Source organism: Nocardia sputorum, from assembly GCF_027924405.1.
Taxonomy (GTDB): Bacteria; Actinomycetota; Actinomycetes; order Mycobacteriales; family Mycobacteriaceae; genus Nocardia; species Nocardia sputorum.
In genome coordinates this window covers 2,164,864-2,179,921 of sequence record NZ_AP026978.1, presented here as the reverse complement: position 1 = coordinate 2,179,921, position 15,058 = coordinate 2,164,864, and the positions used below count along the sequence as shown (strand labels likewise).

20 protein-coding genes and 1 pseudogene are annotated in these 15,058 nt (G+C 67.8%); 10 read left to right on the top strand and 11 right to left on the bottom strand.

The window, feature by feature from the left end; all coding sequences use genetic code 11:
• Window positions 1–81: 81 nt before the first annotated feature.
• Both QMG86_RS10135 and QMG86_RS10130 read left to right on the top strand, forming a co-directional pair.
• Window positions 82–504, top strand: a complete 423-nt coding sequence (locus QMG86_RS10135; RefSeq protein ID WP_159837698.1) for an ATP-binding protein — start codon at window positions 82–84, stop codon at window positions 502–504.
• A complete protein-coding gene (locus tag QMG86_RS10130) occupies window positions 504–1,367 on the top strand; it encodes an RNA polymerase sigma factor SigF (protein ID WP_434086169.1) in 864 nt (287 codons plus the stop codon). Before QMG86_RS10135 ends, QMG86_RS10130 begins: the two co-directional genes overlap by 1 nt.
• A gap of 124 nt (window positions 1,368–1,491) precedes the next feature.
• On the opposite strand, the pseudogene QMG86_RS33705 reads toward QMG86_RS10130, so the two are convergent.
• The 4 genes and pseudogenes from QMG86_RS33705 to def form a co-directional block, all read right to left on the bottom strand.
• A pseudogene (locus QMG86_RS33705) lies at window positions 1,492–1,683 on the bottom strand (MmcQ/YjbR family DNA-binding protein); the annotation flags it as partial.
• 92 nt (window positions 1,684–1,775) lie between these two features.
• Window positions 1,776–3,446: an RsmB/NOP family class I SAM-dependent RNA methyltransferase gene (locus tag QMG86_RS10125; RefSeq protein ID WP_281879095.1), complete on the bottom strand. Its 1,671-nt coding sequence runs from the start codon at window positions 3,444–3,446 to the stop codon at window positions 1,776–1,778.
• Entirely contained in the window at window positions 3,443–4,366 is a 924-nt protein-coding gene (fmt, locus tag QMG86_RS10120; RefSeq protein WP_281879094.1) for a methionyl-tRNA formyltransferase, read from the bottom strand. Before fmt ends, QMG86_RS10125 begins: the two co-directional genes overlap by 4 nt.
• Window positions 4,366–4,932 (bottom strand): peptide deformylase, encoded by a 567-nt coding sequence (def, locus tag QMG86_RS10115; RefSeq protein WP_281879093.1) that lies wholly within the window; start codon window positions 4,930–4,932, stop codon window positions 4,366–4,368. The genes fmt and def overlap by 1 nt, the downstream gene beginning before the upstream one ends.
• An 840-nt stretch (window positions 4,933–5,772) precedes the next feature.
• Between def and QMG86_RS10110 the strand changes: the two genes are divergently transcribed.
• Window positions 5,773–5,922, top strand: a complete 150-nt coding sequence (locus QMG86_RS10110) for a hypothetical protein (protein ID WP_281879092.1) — start codon at window positions 5,773–5,775, stop codon at window positions 5,920–5,922.
• A gap of 330 nt (window positions 5,923–6,252) precedes the next feature.
• Here QMG86_RS10110 and QMG86_RS10105 read toward each other — a convergent pair whose 3' ends face one another.
• On the bottom strand, window positions 6,253–7,512 hold the full coding sequence (locus QMG86_RS10105) for an IS701 family transposase (RefSeq protein WP_434086199.1): 1,260 nt from the start codon (window positions 7,510–7,512) through the stop codon (window positions 6,253–6,255).
• A 188-nt stretch (window positions 7,513–7,700) separates the two neighbouring features.
• On the opposite strand from QMG86_RS10105, the gene QMG86_RS10100 reads away from it, so the two are divergent.
• Window positions 7,701–8,072, top strand: a complete 372-nt coding sequence (locus QMG86_RS10100; RefSeq protein ID WP_281879091.1) for a hypothetical protein — start codon at window positions 7,701–7,703, stop codon at window positions 8,070–8,072.
• A gap of 253 nt (window positions 8,073–8,325) precedes the next feature.
• Here QMG86_RS10100 and QMG86_RS10095 read toward each other — a convergent pair whose 3' ends face one another.
• The 4 genes from QMG86_RS10095 to QMG86_RS10080 form a co-directional block, all read right to left on the bottom strand.
• Window positions 8,326–8,610, bottom strand: coding sequence for an ATP dependent DNA ligase (locus QMG86_RS10095; protein ID WP_281879090.1), 285 nt, complete (start codon window positions 8,608–8,610; stop codon window positions 8,326–8,328).
• 29 nt (window positions 8,611–8,639) lie between these two features.
• Complete coding sequence (locus QMG86_RS10090) at window positions 8,640–8,858, bottom strand: hypothetical protein (RefSeq protein WP_281879089.1); 219 nt, start codon at window positions 8,856–8,858, stop codon at window positions 8,640–8,642.
• A 275-nt stretch (window positions 8,859–9,133) separates the two neighbouring features.
• A complete protein-coding gene (locus QMG86_RS10085) occupies window positions 9,134–10,357 on the bottom strand; it encodes a fatty acid desaturase family protein (protein WP_281879088.1) in 1,224 nt (407 codons plus the stop codon).
• 70 nt (window positions 10,358–10,427) lie between these two features.
• Entirely contained in the window at window positions 10,428–10,601 is a 174-nt protein-coding gene (locus QMG86_RS10080; protein WP_281879087.1) for a hypothetical protein, read from the bottom strand.
• Between the two features lie 175 nt (window positions 10,602–10,776).
• Between QMG86_RS10080 and QMG86_RS10075 the strand changes: the two genes are divergently transcribed.
• Together QMG86_RS10075 and QMG86_RS10070 are read left to right on the top strand one after the other, a co-directional pair.
• Window positions 10,777–11,532, top strand: coding sequence for a TetR/AcrR family transcriptional regulator C-terminal domain-containing protein (locus tag QMG86_RS10075; RefSeq protein ID WP_434085568.1), 756 nt, complete (start codon window positions 10,777–10,779; stop codon window positions 11,530–11,532).
• Window positions 11,529–11,954, top strand: a complete 426-nt coding sequence (locus tag QMG86_RS10070; RefSeq protein WP_281879086.1) for a DUF5994 family protein — start codon at window positions 11,529–11,531, stop codon at window positions 11,952–11,954. The genes QMG86_RS10075 and QMG86_RS10070 overlap by 4 nt, the downstream gene beginning before the upstream one ends.
• An 8-nt stretch (window positions 11,955–11,962) precedes the next feature.
• Here QMG86_RS10070 and QMG86_RS10065 read toward each other — a convergent pair whose 3' ends face one another.
• On the bottom strand, window positions 11,963–12,670 hold the full coding sequence (locus QMG86_RS10065) for a TetR/AcrR family transcriptional regulator C-terminal domain-containing protein (RefSeq protein ID WP_281879085.1): 708 nt from the start codon (window positions 12,668–12,670) through the stop codon (window positions 11,963–11,965).
• Between the two features lie 276 nt (window positions 12,671–12,946).
• Here QMG86_RS10065 and QMG86_RS10060 point away from each other — a divergent pair, with 276 nt between their 5' ends.
• The 3 genes from QMG86_RS10060 (at window position 12,947) to QMG86_RS10050 (ending at window position 14,325) form a co-directional block, all read left to right on the top strand.
• A complete protein-coding gene (locus QMG86_RS10060; RefSeq protein ID WP_281879084.1) occupies window positions 12,947–13,408 on the top strand; it encodes a DUF5994 family protein in 462 nt (153 codons plus the stop codon).
• Between the two features lie 59 nt (window positions 13,409–13,467).
• Window positions 13,468–13,881: a DUF5994 family protein gene (locus tag QMG86_RS10055; RefSeq protein ID WP_281880884.1), complete on the top strand. Its 414-nt coding sequence runs from the start codon at window positions 13,468–13,470 to the stop codon at window positions 13,879–13,881.
• A gap of 282 nt (window positions 13,882–14,163) precedes the next feature.
• Window positions 14,164–14,325: a hypothetical protein gene (locus tag QMG86_RS10050; RefSeq protein ID WP_281879083.1), complete on the top strand. Its 162-nt coding sequence runs from the start codon at window positions 14,164–14,166 to the stop codon at window positions 14,323–14,325.
• A gap of 64 nt (window positions 14,326–14,389) precedes the next feature.
• Here the strand turns inward: QMG86_RS10050 and QMG86_RS10045 are convergent, their stop codons facing one another.
• Window positions 14,390–14,818: a hypothetical protein gene (locus tag QMG86_RS10045; RefSeq protein WP_281879082.1), complete on the bottom strand. Its 429-nt coding sequence runs from the start codon at window positions 14,816–14,818 to the stop codon at window positions 14,390–14,392.
• 36 nt (window positions 14,819–14,854) lie between these two features.
• Between QMG86_RS10045 and QMG86_RS10040 the strand changes: the two genes are divergently transcribed.
• Window positions 14,855–15,040 (top strand): hypothetical protein, encoded by a 186-nt coding sequence (locus QMG86_RS10040; protein WP_281879081.1) that lies wholly within the window; start codon window positions 14,855–14,857, stop codon window positions 15,038–15,040.
• The last annotated feature ends 18 nt before the right edge of the window (window positions 15,041–15,058 follow it).

Here is a 15,058-nt window from a genome sequence, read left to right as displayed (position 1 = left end):
CGGGTAAGTCGGGTTGGACACAACGCCGGAGTCTAACGGTACCCAGGGTTGCCCAGCGCGGGAGTGGGTAGCCTGCATAGGGTGATCAATATTTCGGCGGAACAGGGGCTCTACAGCACCCCGGTGGAGATTCGGGTGGCGGCGTCGGTGACACAACTGCCCATCGTGCGTGGGCTCGCCGAAACACTTGTCCTACTCAGCGATTTCACGCTGGACGAGGTGGCCGACATCCGGCTGGCCGTCGACGAGGTCTGCTCGACGCTGATCGCGGTCGCCGCCCCGGAAACGAGCCTGAACTGCCGGTTCACCGTCGGTGACACCGAGTTGCTCGTCCGGGTCGAGGGCATCGCGGAGAAGCCGGGCCTGCCCGACCAGCGCAGCTTCGGGTGGCATGTGCTGCGCACTCTCACCGACGCGGTGGAGGCGACACAGGATTCGTTCGACACGACTATTTCCGGATACCCGACGACGGTCGAGTTCCGTCGGGTCCGGGGGAAGGCGTAGTGGCGGACGAAGACACCGTGTACGACTCCCAGCGCGATGACGACGCCGACACGCTGACCACCGAAGACACCGTCGATGCCGAGGAAACCCTGGAGGCGGCGGGCACGGTCCCCGGTTACGACGACGTCGGGCTGCTCTTCGAGCAGCTGGCGGCCAGTGAACGCGGCACTGCGCGGCACAACGCCCTGCGCGCGGAGCTGATCAGCCGCTGCATTCCGCTCGCCGATCACATCGCCCGCAAGTTCAGCGGGCGCGGCGAGCCGTTCGACGACCTGACCCAGGTCGCACGCGTCGGCTTGGTGCACGCGGTGGACCGTTTCGACGTGGGCCGCGGCTCGAACTTCCTGTCTTTCGCGGTGCCGACCATCATGGGCGAGGTTCGCCGGTACTTCCGCGACAACACCTGGGCGATGCGAGTGCCGCGCCGGGTCAAGGAGACTCACCTACGCATCGGCGCGGCGATCGACAGTCTTTCCCAGACCCTAGGCCGCTCGCCGACGGCGAAGGAGATCGCCGCGGAGCTGGACGTCGATCCGGACGAGGTGACCCAGGCGGTCATCGCGGGCAACGCCTACCAGCCGAGTTCGATCGACGCCGCCACGCTCGGCCGCGACACCGACGCTTCGCTGCTGGACACCCTCGGCGAGGAGGAATCCCAGTTCGATCGGGTCGAGGAATACGTCGCGATCCGCCCGCTGCTGGCCGGGCTGCCCGAGCGGGAACGGCGCATCCTCACCATGCGGTTCTTCGAGTCGATGACCCAGACCCAGATCGCGCACCAGATGGGCATCTCGCAAATGCACGTCTCGCGCATCCTCGCGAAAACCCTTGCCCGGCTGCGGGAACAGTCCAGCCGGGAATGAGCGGGCTCAGCGGGGGTCGCGCGCCCGCAGCTCGGGCACTTTCGCGGGAGCGGTGAGCCACCAACGCGGCATCGAGCAGTTCCCGCAGCTGGGCGGACGCCACCCGATCCAGGTCGATCAGGATGTCGGCGTCACCGTCGTAGTGCGGCGTGGTGTAGCAGGCCGGATCGCCGGACACGAGCGGCGCCTCCTTCTCGGCGAGGTCGCAGGCCGACACGAGAACGTCTGCGGCCTCGGCGCGCAGGCGCGCGAAGCCCTTGCCGCCGACCTTCAGGGCCGGGCTGCGCCACCAGATGGATTCAGCGACCTCCGGCACCCGCCATCCGGACCACGTCGTGCCAGGTCACCGTCATCCTCCTGAGGTGCGGCAGAACGACGCGCCCGGCTCTTGGACGAATGGAATGCCGCTCAGCGGGGTTTGCGCAAAGCGGCCAGGAACATGGCGTCGGTGCCGTGCCGGTGCGGCCACAGCTGCGCTCCCGGTCCGTCCCCGACATCGGTGACGCCGGGGAGCAACTCCCGGGTGTCGAGCTGTTCGGCGCCGAGGCGGCGCACCGCGTCGGCGACGATCGACACCGTCTCCGGTAGGTGCGGCGAGCAGGTCGAATACACCACGACCCCGCCGGGACGCAGCAGATCCCATGCTGCGGTGATCAATTCGCGCTGCAAGGCGACGAGTTCCCGGACGTCGGCCGGGGTACGCCGCCAGCGCGCCTCCGGCCTGCGGCGCAGCGCCCCGAGGCCCGTGCACGGCGCGTCCACCAGGATGCGGTCGTAACCGGAGGTCAGCCCGCTGGCTCGGCCGTCGGCGACATGGACGTCCACCGGCAGGTCGTGCACGGCCTTGCGCACCAGCTCGGCGCGGTGGGCGGCGGGCTCGACCGCGTCGACCCGGAAACCGTCGATCGCGGCAAGCGCGCCGAGCAGCGCGGCCTTGCCGCCCGGTCCGGCGCACAGATCCAGCCAGCGCCCGTTGTCAGGGCCGTCGAGTTCGGCCCTGGTCAACGCCAGCGCGACCAGCTGGCTGCCTTCGTCCTGCACCGCCGCCATGCCCTCGCGCACCGGCTCGAGTTTGCCCGGATCACCACCCTCCAGGTAGACCGCGTACGGCGACCAGCGGCCTTCCTCGCCGCCGGTCACCAGCGCGAGTTCCTCCGCGGTGATGTCGCCCGGGCGGGCCACCAAGTGCACCAGCGGGCGGGCGTCGTCGGCGGCGAGCACCTCGCGCAGTTCCGCCGCGCGCGCCCCCAGGGCGTCGGCGAACGCCTGCGCGATCCACGGGGGATGCGCGTACTCGAACGCCAACCGGCCGACGGGGTCGGCGGGCGCGAGCGCCTCGACCCACTGCTCGGGGGTCTTCTCCCCCGCGCGCCGCAGCACGGCATTGACGAAACCGGCCTTGCCCGCGCCGAATTCGGCGCGGGCCAGCGCCACGGAGGTGTCCACGGCGGCGTGCGCGCCGATCCGGGTACGCAACAGCTGGTAGACGCCCAGCCGCAGCACGTCGAGCAACGGTCCGTCGATCTCCTCGATCGACCGGCCCGCGCCTTCGGCGATCACCGCATCCAGCAGCCCCAGCGACCGGCACGCGCCGTAGGCGAGTTCGGTGGCCAATGCGGCATCGCGCCCGGACAATCCCCGTTCCCGCAGCAACGCGGGCAGCACGAGGTTGGCGTACGCGTCGCGCTCACGGACCGCACGCAGCACGTCCCTCGCGACGGACCGCGGCTGATCGGCGGGTTCTCTGCGATGCGACCGCCCAGCGGCCTTGGCACCCTGACCCGCGGATCTCGCGGCAGCCGGACGCCCGGCGGTGGATCGGTCGGATCGGCCCGCCACCGCACGTCGTCCCGTGGAACCGCGCCGTTCGTCGCGATCCCGGCCGCCCGGCTCGGCTCGCCCGTTGCCGGAGCGCTGACCGCCCGTCTGGGACCGGCCTCCACCGTCGCGGTTCTGCTGCCGCGCGCCGCCCTGCGCGTGGGCCCGGCCCTCCCCGGCGCGGTTCGGCGCCGACTCTCGTTCTTCGCGCCGCCGGTTGCGTGCGTTGTCGTCGCCGGGACGATTGCCGCGCGGCGTCATTCGACCACCGCGCCCGGCTGCAGACGGGCGCCGCGCGCCCAGTCGAGCGCGGCCATCATGCGCTTGCCTTGCGGCTGTACCTGGTCGAGCCGCACCGCGGTGGTGGCGGTGCCGACGTACACGCCGGACTTGCGTACCTCGATCACGCGTTCCGGCAGCTCCTCCTCGACCAGCTCGACCGGCCCCAGCTTCAGCCGGGTGCCGCCGACCTCGGTCCAGGCCCCCGGAGCGGGGGTGACCGCGCGAATCCGCCTGCTGATGGCCAGCGCCGGTTGATCCCAGCGCACGTGCCCGGCCTCGACACCGACCTTGGGCGCGTACGAGACGCCGTCCGTGGATTGCGGTACCGCCTGCAAGGTCCCGTCTTCCACCCCGTCCAGCGTCGCTTCCAGCAGACGGGCGCCGCTGTCGGCCAACCGCTCCAGGAGGATGCCCGCGGTGTCGGTCACGGCGATCTTCTCGGTCACCATGCCGAAGACCGGACCGGTGTCCAGCCCGGCCTCGATCTGGAAGGTGGAGGCGCCGGTGATCTCGTCGCCCGCATCGATCGCGGCCTGTACCGGCGCCGCGCCACGCCACGCGGGCAACAGCGAGAAATGCAGGTTGATCCAGCCGAACCGGGGGATGTCGAGCACCGGCTGGGGCAGCAACGCACCGTAGGCGACGACCGGGCAGCAGTCGGGCGCGAGTTCGGTGAGCCGCGCGACGAATTCCGGCTCCGAGGGCCGCCCCGGGGTCAGCACCGGGATGCCGTGCTCGTCGGCCAGCAGGCCGACCGGCGACCTGGTCACCTTCCGGCCGCGCCCGGCCACCGCGTCCGGCCGCGTCACCACGGCGACGACCTCGTGCCGCGACGACTCCAGCAGACGCCGCAACGACGGAACCGCCGGTTCGGGAGTCCCCGCGAAGACGACGCGCATCAGCGGCCCGCTCCGAACGGGTTGGGCCGGCCCGCACCGCTCATCGAGCGTGCCGGGCGCACCGTCAATCCCGCTGCGAACCAATCGGATTCGCGGATCACCCGCATCGCCTCCTTGCGCTGGGCCGGGTCCAGGCGATCGATGAACAGCACCCCGTCGAGATGATCGGTCTCGTGCTGCACGCACCGCGCGAGCAGCGCTTCGGCTTCGAACACGACCGGCGCGCCGTCGACGTCCACCCCGGAGGCCCGCACGCGCAAGGCCCGCCGGGTGTCGTAGCGCACCCCGGGAATCGACAGACAGCCTTCCGGCCCGACCTGCTCCTCGTCGCCGAGGACTTCCCACTGCGGGTTGACCAGATGCCCCGCGGCGTCGCCGGTGTCGTAGACGAACACGCGCAGCCCGACCCCGATCTGCGGCGCGGCCATCCCGACACCGCCGTCGTCGTGCATGGTCTCGGTCAGGTCGGTCACCAGCTGCCGCAGCTCACGGTCGAACGCGGTGACCTCCGCGGCGCGGGCACGCAGGATGGGATCGCCGAACAGGCGAACGGGCTGGATGGTCACGGCTGGCTCCCGGAAGCGGACGAATACGGTCGCCCCATTCTAGTGAGACGACCGGAAATCCCCGATTCACCAGCCAGAAGCTGGTAGAAATCCTATGCGGTCCGGGCGGGGTGTCGATCCCTCCGCCCGGCCGCCCGGAAAATCCCTGGTCAGCGACCCGTCGATGACACCTGACCTGCTTCTCACCTGCGGGTTCACAACGCATCGGTGCATTCCCGTACCGAACGGAACGGGATTCTGGTGACGGCGTCAACACCGCAGGTCAGAGCAGTTTCGACTGCCGCGGTGATGACGGCGTCACCAGCGAAGTGGTGACGGCGTCACCACCCATCAACCAGGTGCTCAGCGCATCGCAGCCACCGGTCCGCACTGAACCAGCCGAGTCGGTGCGCCGAAATCCGCCGCCCGCAGACGATCATCGATGCAGAGTCGGAACCTTCCTTCCTTGCCGTACGTAGCAGTTCGCACCCTGCCGTACGTAGCAGTTCGCGCGGAGATTCCGCGCCTCAGCCCGCAGCTGGCGGTGGCCGATGTCCGGCTGCCTCGCCCACAGCGCGCTAGCAGGCTCGCCGTGGCGCAACTGCAACCCGCCACTCTCGACAGCGCGGATGCCCTAGCTACGCATGGGCCGCGGACCGCGCTGGATGACGACTCGGCGCAAGGGTCTTGTGTCGCCGAATTCACTGGATGGGGTTGCATCCTGCACCCAAGTACAGGCTTACCGTGGGCGTCATGCGATGCTGACGCCCCCTCCGAAGACTGGGTGCCGGACTCGTACACCCTGCCCACCACCGAGCAACCGGTTCGGGTCGCGGAGTTCGACCGTTCTTCGCCGAGTCCGTGCAGCGCACCGATCGCCCGGCGCGCACGCGACTGGAGCCGCTGCTGGACGCCGGCGCCGAGGCGACCGCCGGAGAGCTGGCCGCCCGTGAGTCCGGGTACTGCTCGTTGTCCGCCTTCACCTTCGAGCCACCATCACCGGGCACTTGATGCGCATCGAGGTCCCCGATAGCGAGGTCGAAGTTCTTGACGCACTGGCGGCGCGGGTGGATGCTGCGATCGGCGGGGATCGGCGTTGACCGGGTTGCGCACCAGCCAGTTGCCGCCGCCACGGGGGGTGAAGGCCCAGACACTGCGCTATTACGAACGCAGCGGGCTGCTCGCCGACACAGGCGAATCGACTTATGAGCCAATGACTAGTAGTGCTTTGTTAGGTGTGGGGTGGTTGTGTTCGGGCTGGTAGGGGTTGGTGGCAGGTGTGGCAGTGCCCGGTCCAGGTGGCGAGTAGGTGTTGGAGTCGGCGCAGGACGGCGTAGAGGGTCAGGCCTGCGCAGGGGCTTTTGGGGTGAGGCGCAGCGTGGTGCAGATTGCCTGGGCGATGGAGGTGAGGGTGACGTGGCGGTGCCAGCCGAGCCAGGATCGGCCTTCGAAGTGGTCCAGGCCGAGGCCGTCTTTGAGTTCGCGGTAGTCGTGTTCGATGCGCCAGCGGATTTTCGCCAGCCGCACGAGGTCTCGTAGCGGGATGCTTGATGCCACGGTGGCCAGCCAGTAGTCGGTGGGTTCGGCCGCGCCGGTGGGCCATTCGGCCAGCAGCCAGCATTCGGGAAGGCTGCCGTCCGGTCCGCGGGTGATGTTGCGGTTGGCCGGGCGCACCCGTAAGGCGAGGAACCGGGAGCGCATCACCGCGCCCGGGTTCGATGCGGTGTGGCGGGAGCCGCGCCGCCAGGTGACGAACCGTCCCGCTGAGCGGCCGGTGGTGATGATCATCGTCTTGGCGGTGACGGGCTTGTCGGGGTAGTCGGTGCGGGTTGGGGGTCGCCCGAATCCGGAGTAGGTCGGTGGCACCGGTTCAGCGGTGGCGGGGTGGACGCTGGTCGCCGCCGAGACCGCCAGGACGTAGGTCAGGCCGCGTTCGGTCAGTCCGGCGCGGAAGGCGGTGCTGTCGCCGTAGGCGGCATCGGCGATCACCGGCCGGGCGGGCATTCCCCAGGTGAGGACCTCGTCGAGCATGTCCAGCGCCAGCCGCCACTTCTCCCGGAACCGAGCGTGGTCGGGAATCGCGCACCGTGCCCGCCGTGCGGTGATCTGTTCGGCTTCGTCCGGGTCGGTGGCGGTGTGGTCGTCCCAGGACTTCGGTAGGTAGAGCCGCCAATCCAGTGCGGCCGAGGCCCAGTCGGTGGCCGCGTGCACGCTCACTCCGATCTGGCAGTTGCCGCGTTTGCCCAACGCCCCGCAGTACATTCGCGCCACACCCGGTGATGCTGTCCCGTCCTTGGGAAACCCGGTGTCGTCGACCACGAGGGCGTCGGGGTCGACGAACCGCGCCGCCCACCCGGTCAGCCGGGCCCGGACCTGGGTGTGGTCCCAGGTCGAGGTCGTCACGAACTGCTGCAACTGCTGATGATCGACCCCGAGCCGCGCCGCCATGGGCTGCATCGACTTGCGTTTACCGTCTGCCAGCAGGCCCCGCAGGTACAGCTGCCCCTTGGCTCGTTGGTCCCGGCGGGCGAACCCGGCGAACATCTCGGCGGCGAACTCCTCGATCACCGGACGGACCACGTCCATCTCCTCGCGCAACACCATTGCAGCACAGCACATCCCGGCGCATCTAACAAAGCACTACTAGAGGGACTTATCGATGCGGAAGCTCACATATGTCTCTCGACAGCCGATGCTGGAGGGTGTTGCATACCTGGGAGTTCTCGTTGCAGGTACCTGCACCACAGACACGCCGCTACAGCGCAACGGCCCGGGAGGGTGTTGCCCGTATGAATGTCTATCTGACGTGTCCGCACTGCCATCAACTCGACTGGGTGCAGAGTGTGCCCGCTCTGCATGCCGATGGCGTGTCGACCAGCTTCGGGACAGGCGTTTATTCCGGTGTGGGAGTCGCCTCGACGGGCCTGGTGCCGGTGTTCGGCACTGCCACCGTCGACCGCACCCACACCACAGCACTCGCCCAAAGCCTCGCCCGCGAGCCCGCCCGCACCCCCGCTGGGTGGCTGACCTTCTTCGCACTGGTACTGCTAGTTCCAGCGCTGTCAGGGATCGCTCCGGCGGTCGCTGGGATCGCACATCCCGTGCCGGGGGTGTCGCACTGGGTTGCGGCCCTGGCCATGGTCATGTTCCTCGGGGGTTAGCAGCGCCTGGCGCTGTCATGCTCACTGTCGCGGTGTGCCGTATTCGCCGCAACGGACGGATCGTTCGAGGACGTTCCACCGCGCATGCGGTGCAGGCCGGTTTCTATTGCCATCGGTGCGGTGTAGCGTTCTGGCCGCATTCTCCGGCCTCGGGTGTTCCGGCTCGCCAGGCATTCGCCCCGCAGCAGTTCCGCTGGTTGGTGTGGAATGCCGGTGGCTACGCCAACGCCTGACCTCACCAGCCATGACAGCTTCAAGCCCGGGGAAAGGGCACGTCTCGAGTCGGTAGCCGCACCCCGGAGGGAACGATCTCAACGCGCAACCCGCGCCAGCTCGGATGCCGCAACACGCCGATGAACTCTCGGTACTCGACGGTGCCCACCAGCTGTGGTTTCACCCACCGCGCCGCCGTCATCCGCCAGGAGGGTGCCGACTGGTCGAACGGGCTGTCGGTTGTGGTCAATGCCTTCAACTGCGCGAGCAGTGCCCGTCGCGCGGCCATCGTGAAGCCGGTGCCGACGTGCCCGATGTAGACCAAACGGTTCGACTCATCGTAGACACCGAGGATCAGCGCGCCCCGCTCGCCGCCGCCGCTGCTGCTGCGGGGAACCCGCCTGCGATGATCACCTCTGTCGTCTGCCGGATCGCCGTCTTCAACCACAGCCGCGAGCGCGTCTCCGGCCGGTACACCGAGTCCACACGCTTGCTGACCACACCTTCCAGCCGGTGGCAGGCGGCGGTATCGAGCATCGTCTCGATCGGGATGTCGGGCCATTCACTGCCCAACACTGGTGTCGGAACTCGCTGTGCGAGTGTAGATGACGTGCGACATCCGGGGTTGCTCGGGTAACACGGGCTCTGTGTGAATGCGCGATATAGGGCATTCGGTCTCATTCCTCAGCGCATAGAAGGACCCCTACCTTGCCGCACTCGCTCCCTGCGACGGCGCCGACGCGCGGCAGGTACTCGCCGACCGGCTGGACCGCGTCGCCGCATTGCCGGATGCGCGATGGGGCTCAGCGCCTCGGCCGCGAAAAACTCGGCTGATCAGTTCCAGTGCACTAGAGGTTCGATCCTCGGGAGGACGGAAACCGGCGTGCGAGGTTCAGCGCGGTGCGCAGGCCGCGCCGAGGGAATGCGCCGACACCGATCGCAGGGTGTGCGCCGAATTTGCGTTCGGAGGCGGTTTCTGGTGCGTCGTCGGAGGTCGCGGTCAGGAAGCTGTCCGGTAGGGCCAACTTGTGAATGGTGCGCAGGGTCAATAGGTACTGCCGGATCAGTGGTCCGGTGGTGTAGGGCAGGTCGTATTTGTCACACAACGCGCGTACGCGCCGGGCGATCTCGGCGTACCGGTTGCTGGGCAGGTCGGGAAACAGATGGTGTTCGATCTGATGGCACAGGTTTCCGCTCAGGAATGCCAGCACCGGCCCGGCCTGGAAATTCGCGGTCCCGAGCATCTGCCGCAGATACCACTCGGCCTTGGTCTCGTGCTGCACGGCGGCGGGGGTGAATTTCTCTGCGCCGTCAGGGAAATGACCGCAGAATATCACCACATACGCCCAGAGATTGCGCAGCGTATTGGCGGCGAAGTTCGCGGCGAGTGTGCGACGCCAGTGCCGCCCGCTCAGCGCCGGAAAGAGCACGTAGTCCTTGCCGATCTGCCGCGCGATCTTCCCGATCAGTGCTCTGGTCTGGGCGGTCTTCTCCGCCGGGGTGGCCGCGCGGTCGCGCTCGGAGTACAGATCGTGCAGAGCGATCCCCCACTCGAAAGTCGCCGCCAGAAACAGGTTCTGCAGTGGCTGCAACAGCAGCCATGGTCCCCACCGCTGGTCGCGGGTCATCCGCATCACGCCGAACCCGATGTCGTCGTCCATGCCGAGGACATTGGTGTACACATGATGGCGATAGTTGTGCGAATAGCGCCACTGGGACGACAGACCCGTCATGTCCCATTCCCAAGTGCTGGAATGGATTTCCGGGTCGTTCATCCAATCCCATTGGCCGTGGCACACATTGTGGCCGATTTCCATGTTCTCGATGCTCTTTGCCGCCGCCAGCGCCGTCGTCCCCAGCAACCAGCCGCGTTTCGTTCGGGTGCAGGCGATCACCAGCCGGGCCGTGACATCCAGTATTCGTTGGAACGCGATCGTCCGACGGATATAGGCGGCATCCCGGGCGCCGCGCCGATCCAGGATGTCACGGCGAATCGCGTCGAGTTCCCGCCCCAATGCTTCGACATCCGTATCGCTCAAGTGTGCGTAGACGGCTACCTGTGTGATTGCCATTCGTTATGTCCTCGAATCTCCTGAGCGCTTGCCGCGGACAAGTCCTACCCGCAGGCGGTCGAGACCGGGGTCAGTGTTCGAAGGCGTGTCTCAGCTTGCGCCCGGCTCGTTCGATGGGGCCGCCGGGACGCCTGCCGCCGATATCCGTTCGGCGGCGGCTGTCTTCGTCGGGTCCGGCGAGCAGCGTCTGCAACCTCACCCATCCTGCCCGGGCCCGGCTCGTGATCTTGTGCTTGATCGTCATCGGAATGTTCCTATCTCCCGGTCGCGCAGTTCGGCCACGAACTCCTCGCATCTGCCTACCAGCGGTTGGGCGAACCGGTTGCATCCAGCTTAAAGGCTGGCTACACCGTCTGTCTACAGCGTAGACTTACAACGGTAACAATAACAGCGTCCGACCGAGAGGAGACGCTGATTCGATGAGCCGAATCAAGGCCGAACCAATCGGTTCCACAGACATTTCAGCAGGTCGCGCCGACCGCGGGGACACCACGAACACCCCACTGACCCGGTCTGCGATGCTGGTGGCCGCGCTCGGGATCATCGATCGCGAGAGTGTCGAGCACCTGTCGATGCGGCGCCTCGGCCAGGCGCTCGGCCGCGACCCGATGGTGCTGTACCGGCACGCGGCCAACAAAGCCGCACTCCTCGACGGTGTCGCCGAGATCGTGCTCGAACAACTGACTGTCGAGCCCGCCGACCCCGACTGGCGCCGTCAACTGCGCATCATCGCCCGCAACTTCCGGCGGCTGGCCGTAGCGCACCCGAACGTGGTTCCCCTGTTGGTCACCCACCCGCTGTCCACTCCGCTCGGACTGCGGCCACTCGGCACCCTGCGGCCGCTGGAACGGACTCTGGAGCTGCTCGTCCGAGCTGACTTCAGCAGGACCGACGCCCTGCACATCTACCGGGCGCTGTTCGGATTCCTCTATGGCCACCTCCTCAACGAGCTCCAAAAAATCGTCGAACGCCCTGAAGAGACCACCGACCTGCTGCGTCTGGGCCTACACCGCCTACCGATCGGCGAATTTCCCTTGCTTCGCGGTCTCGCCTCGGATCTGGCCGCTTACGACGGCGCAGCCGAACTCGAACGCGGCCTGGACATCCTGATCACCGGTCTCACCGAGACCTTGAACCCGGCCGCGGCGCGGCCGAGATGGGAGCGTCAGCCATGACGCTACAACTGAGCAAAACCACCCCGAGGCGGCAGACACCGTCCGTCCATCGACTGCGGTTCCAATTCGACACAGCGGGCACCGGCGGGGTGTGGCGGCCGTACGGCAACGACCTCGTGGCCGCGCTTCCCGATCTGCTCGCGGTGCTCGGGGTCCGGCTCGGCCCGATCCATCGAGTGATCTATCACCTCGACGAATGGACCATCACACCCCGCAAACTCGCCAACGCTGGGCGCCAGGTCCGGCTCGACGGCTACCGGCACAAGCCCGCGCACACCATCGATGTCCTCGGGGTCAGCGGCGGCAGACTCACCGTGCGAGTCGACCTTGGGTCCACCGGCGATGCCGAAACGATTGCCGCACAGCAATGCTGGGATTCCGAAGGCGGGTCCCTCGAAGGCGGTTCCCTCGAGGCAGGCTGAGTCACACGTCATCGCCCGGGACCCGGCAGCGTGGCGCTGAGACCGGTGAGCAGGATGTCCAGACCGCGTTCGAGTTCGGCCGCGCCGTCGTAGGCGGCCAAAACCGGTGCCAGTTCGCGCAACAACGGGAACTGGCCGATCGGCAGGCGGTGCAGCCCGAGCCGCAGCACATCGTCGGTCTCCTCCGGCCGCTCCACGATCTCCTGCAACTCGTTCAGAACGTGGCCATAGAGGAATCCGAACACCGCACGGTAGATGTGCAGCGCGTCGGCACCGGAAAACCCCGCGCGAGTCAGCAACTGGAGGATGTCTTCCAGGGGACGGACCACCGCATAGGGACGCAACCCCAATGGTGTGGCCAGCGGCCGGGTCACCAGCAGCGGCACCACCCGCGGATGGGCCAGAGCCAGCCGGCGGAAATCGCGGGCGACCGCCCGCAACTGCGCAGCCCAGTCCGGGTCGGCGGCATCGACTGCCAGCTGTGCGAACACGATCTCGGCCACACCATCGAGCACCGCCGCCTTGTTCGGCACATGCCGGTAGATCACCATCGGGTCCCGCTCCACCGCCTCGGCCAGCCGCCGCATCGACAACCCGTCGACCCCATCGCGATCGATGATCTCGAGCGCCGCGGCCAGCACGGCCGCCCTGGTGACCGGACCGCTGCCCCCGCCGGTTCTCGCGCGAACCGGCCGCCGGTTCGGAACTTCGGCCATCCCGGATGCCTCCATCGTCCTCGCAATCTCCGATGAAGTTACGAGTGTAGACCTACAACGTTGACATCACGAGGGAAACGGCGTGTACTGGATACACCGCGACTATCCGGTCTGCGCGTCGCCGATCCGGACCGAAGCAGGGATCCGCTCATGCTCGCGGGCACCAACGGCCACTTGATCCGCGGGCGACGCCACCGCATGGTCATACGCGTGGCCCCCGCGACCACCCGCGCCATGGCGCGACGATGCGCGAACAACGCCTCGAGAGGACTCGAAATGCGATTCCACAGAAACAACGGCACCACCATGGCGCCCGAACAGATCCGCCCGCAGTACGCCCGCCATCGCGTTCCGCCCGACTACACACCCCGCTTGAGGTTGAAGCCGAAAGCCGACCGCGGTGGATACCTCGACGGCGCGTGGTGGCCGCGATCCCGCGAACTCACCACCGAACTGCCAGACCTCCTCGCCGTCCTGACCGTCCGACTCGGCCCCATCTGGCGAGTCGTCTACGACCCCGCGTGCTGGTCGGACACGCCCCGGCAGACGACCGTCAACGGTCACACCGTCCGGCTCGACCCCTACCCCTTCGAACTGTGGAACACGATGTACGTCTTCGGCCGCGACCGCGACCTGATCGTGCTCCGCGTAATCCCATCGTCCACCGCCGACGACACCGCGCACGCGGCCCTGATGGCCGCCGTCACCCCCGCATCAGCAACCCGCACACCCCGATGAGCACAGGAACAGACATGCCCCGAATCGTTCGACAACGCCCGATCACCAACCACCACGACATGAGCCGTAGTACCGGCCCGCCCGAACCCGACCGGCAACCCTTCCGAACACCGACCCGCACCCCACGCCTCCTGCTGCGTGAACCCGGCGCCGGCTCCGAGCGCGTCGACGGCGCTTGGTGGCCATGGACGAACAACCTCACCGCCGAACTGCACGACCTGATCAGCGCCCTCACCCCACGCCTCGGCCCCACCGCTCGCGTCAGCTTCGACTGGAACGCGGTCAGTCTCAGCCAACGCCGCATCGACAACCCGGACGGCGTCGAAGTACACGGACCCGATACCGGCCAACCACCCGGCACCATGCACCTGATCGGCACGAACGACGCCCAGCTGACTCTGCTCGTCATCCCCGCAGGCACCCCACCCGACCAAGCAGACGACCAGATGCGGCGCGCGTCAGGGAAATCCTGAATCGGCGACCCCGGCCATGCGAGCTGCCGGACCTCCGGCTTAAGGACCGGTTCGATACTCGTGGCCGCAACGATGTGCGCTTGACCGGCAGCGCACCCGGCTTGTCCAGCTTCGACCAGAGGCCCGGCAATGCCGAGAGCCGCGCGAGGGCTGTGAGGGCTTCGAGGTTCTCATGCCTCCTCTTCGCGGCGGACTCGAGCGCCGAGTGCAGGGATCGAGCGCGAACGCGCAATGGTTCGGCGCGCTGGTCGCAGCCGGCCACGACAGCCACGCCAGCTTGCGGTGCACCGGCTGGGTCAGAACGGGATACGGCTACGCGGGCTGCCGGAGGCCCTGGATCGGATCATCCGCGAGACCAGCCACCCGCTCGGTGCGTCGGTGCCGACAGCGGTCGAGCGCTGGGCGCGGTGGCGGGATCCGGTACTCATCGCCGACGTCGAATAATCGTGAACTGACCGAAGCGGGCATCCTGCGGCACCTGAGTCTCCGGCGAATCCGTGCCGACCGCTCATCGGAGGATGTGGGTTGACCCGGATGAGTCCGCCCGTCGCGGTGTCAGCAGCACCAGGTTGCTGGCGCGGGTTTCGTGGGTGAGTTCGGTGATGACCGCGCAGAGGGTTTTGATCTGGTCGAGGTGTTCGCGTTCGCGGCCCTCGAGTTCCCTGATGCGATCGTGCGCGTCGGCCAGTTGCTGTTGCACCGCAATGGCATTTGCTGACGCAGGTGCTGAGCCGGTTTCGGCTTTGAACTCGGCGACAAGATCGGGGTGGTGTTCGTAGAGCCGTTGCCGAGACAGCGCAGCCTCGGTGGCGAGGGTGGAGATGGTGAGGGTGCCGCTGCTGCGGTGCGGTGCGCCGGTCAGTAGGCGCTGTGCGGCGTCGCGGATACGTCGACGCTCGTCTGCCAGTTGGGCAGAGCGGCTGGCGGTGCGAGACATGAGGCGAGGGGCTCCTGTCTAGGGTTTGCTGGATTCGTGAGCAGTAATGGCCTTTTCATGCTCAGCGAGCCGCTCGGCGATGCGGTGATGCAGCGGCATCGGGAGCCCGGGGCGGTTGAGGTCGCTGGCGAGGACGTTGGCGTGGCGGCGCAGCTGGGTTATGTCGCTGTGGCAGGCCGCGTTCAGAATCTGCTCGACAAGGCCGACCTGATCGGCATCTGACGGCTTGACACCTCCGAC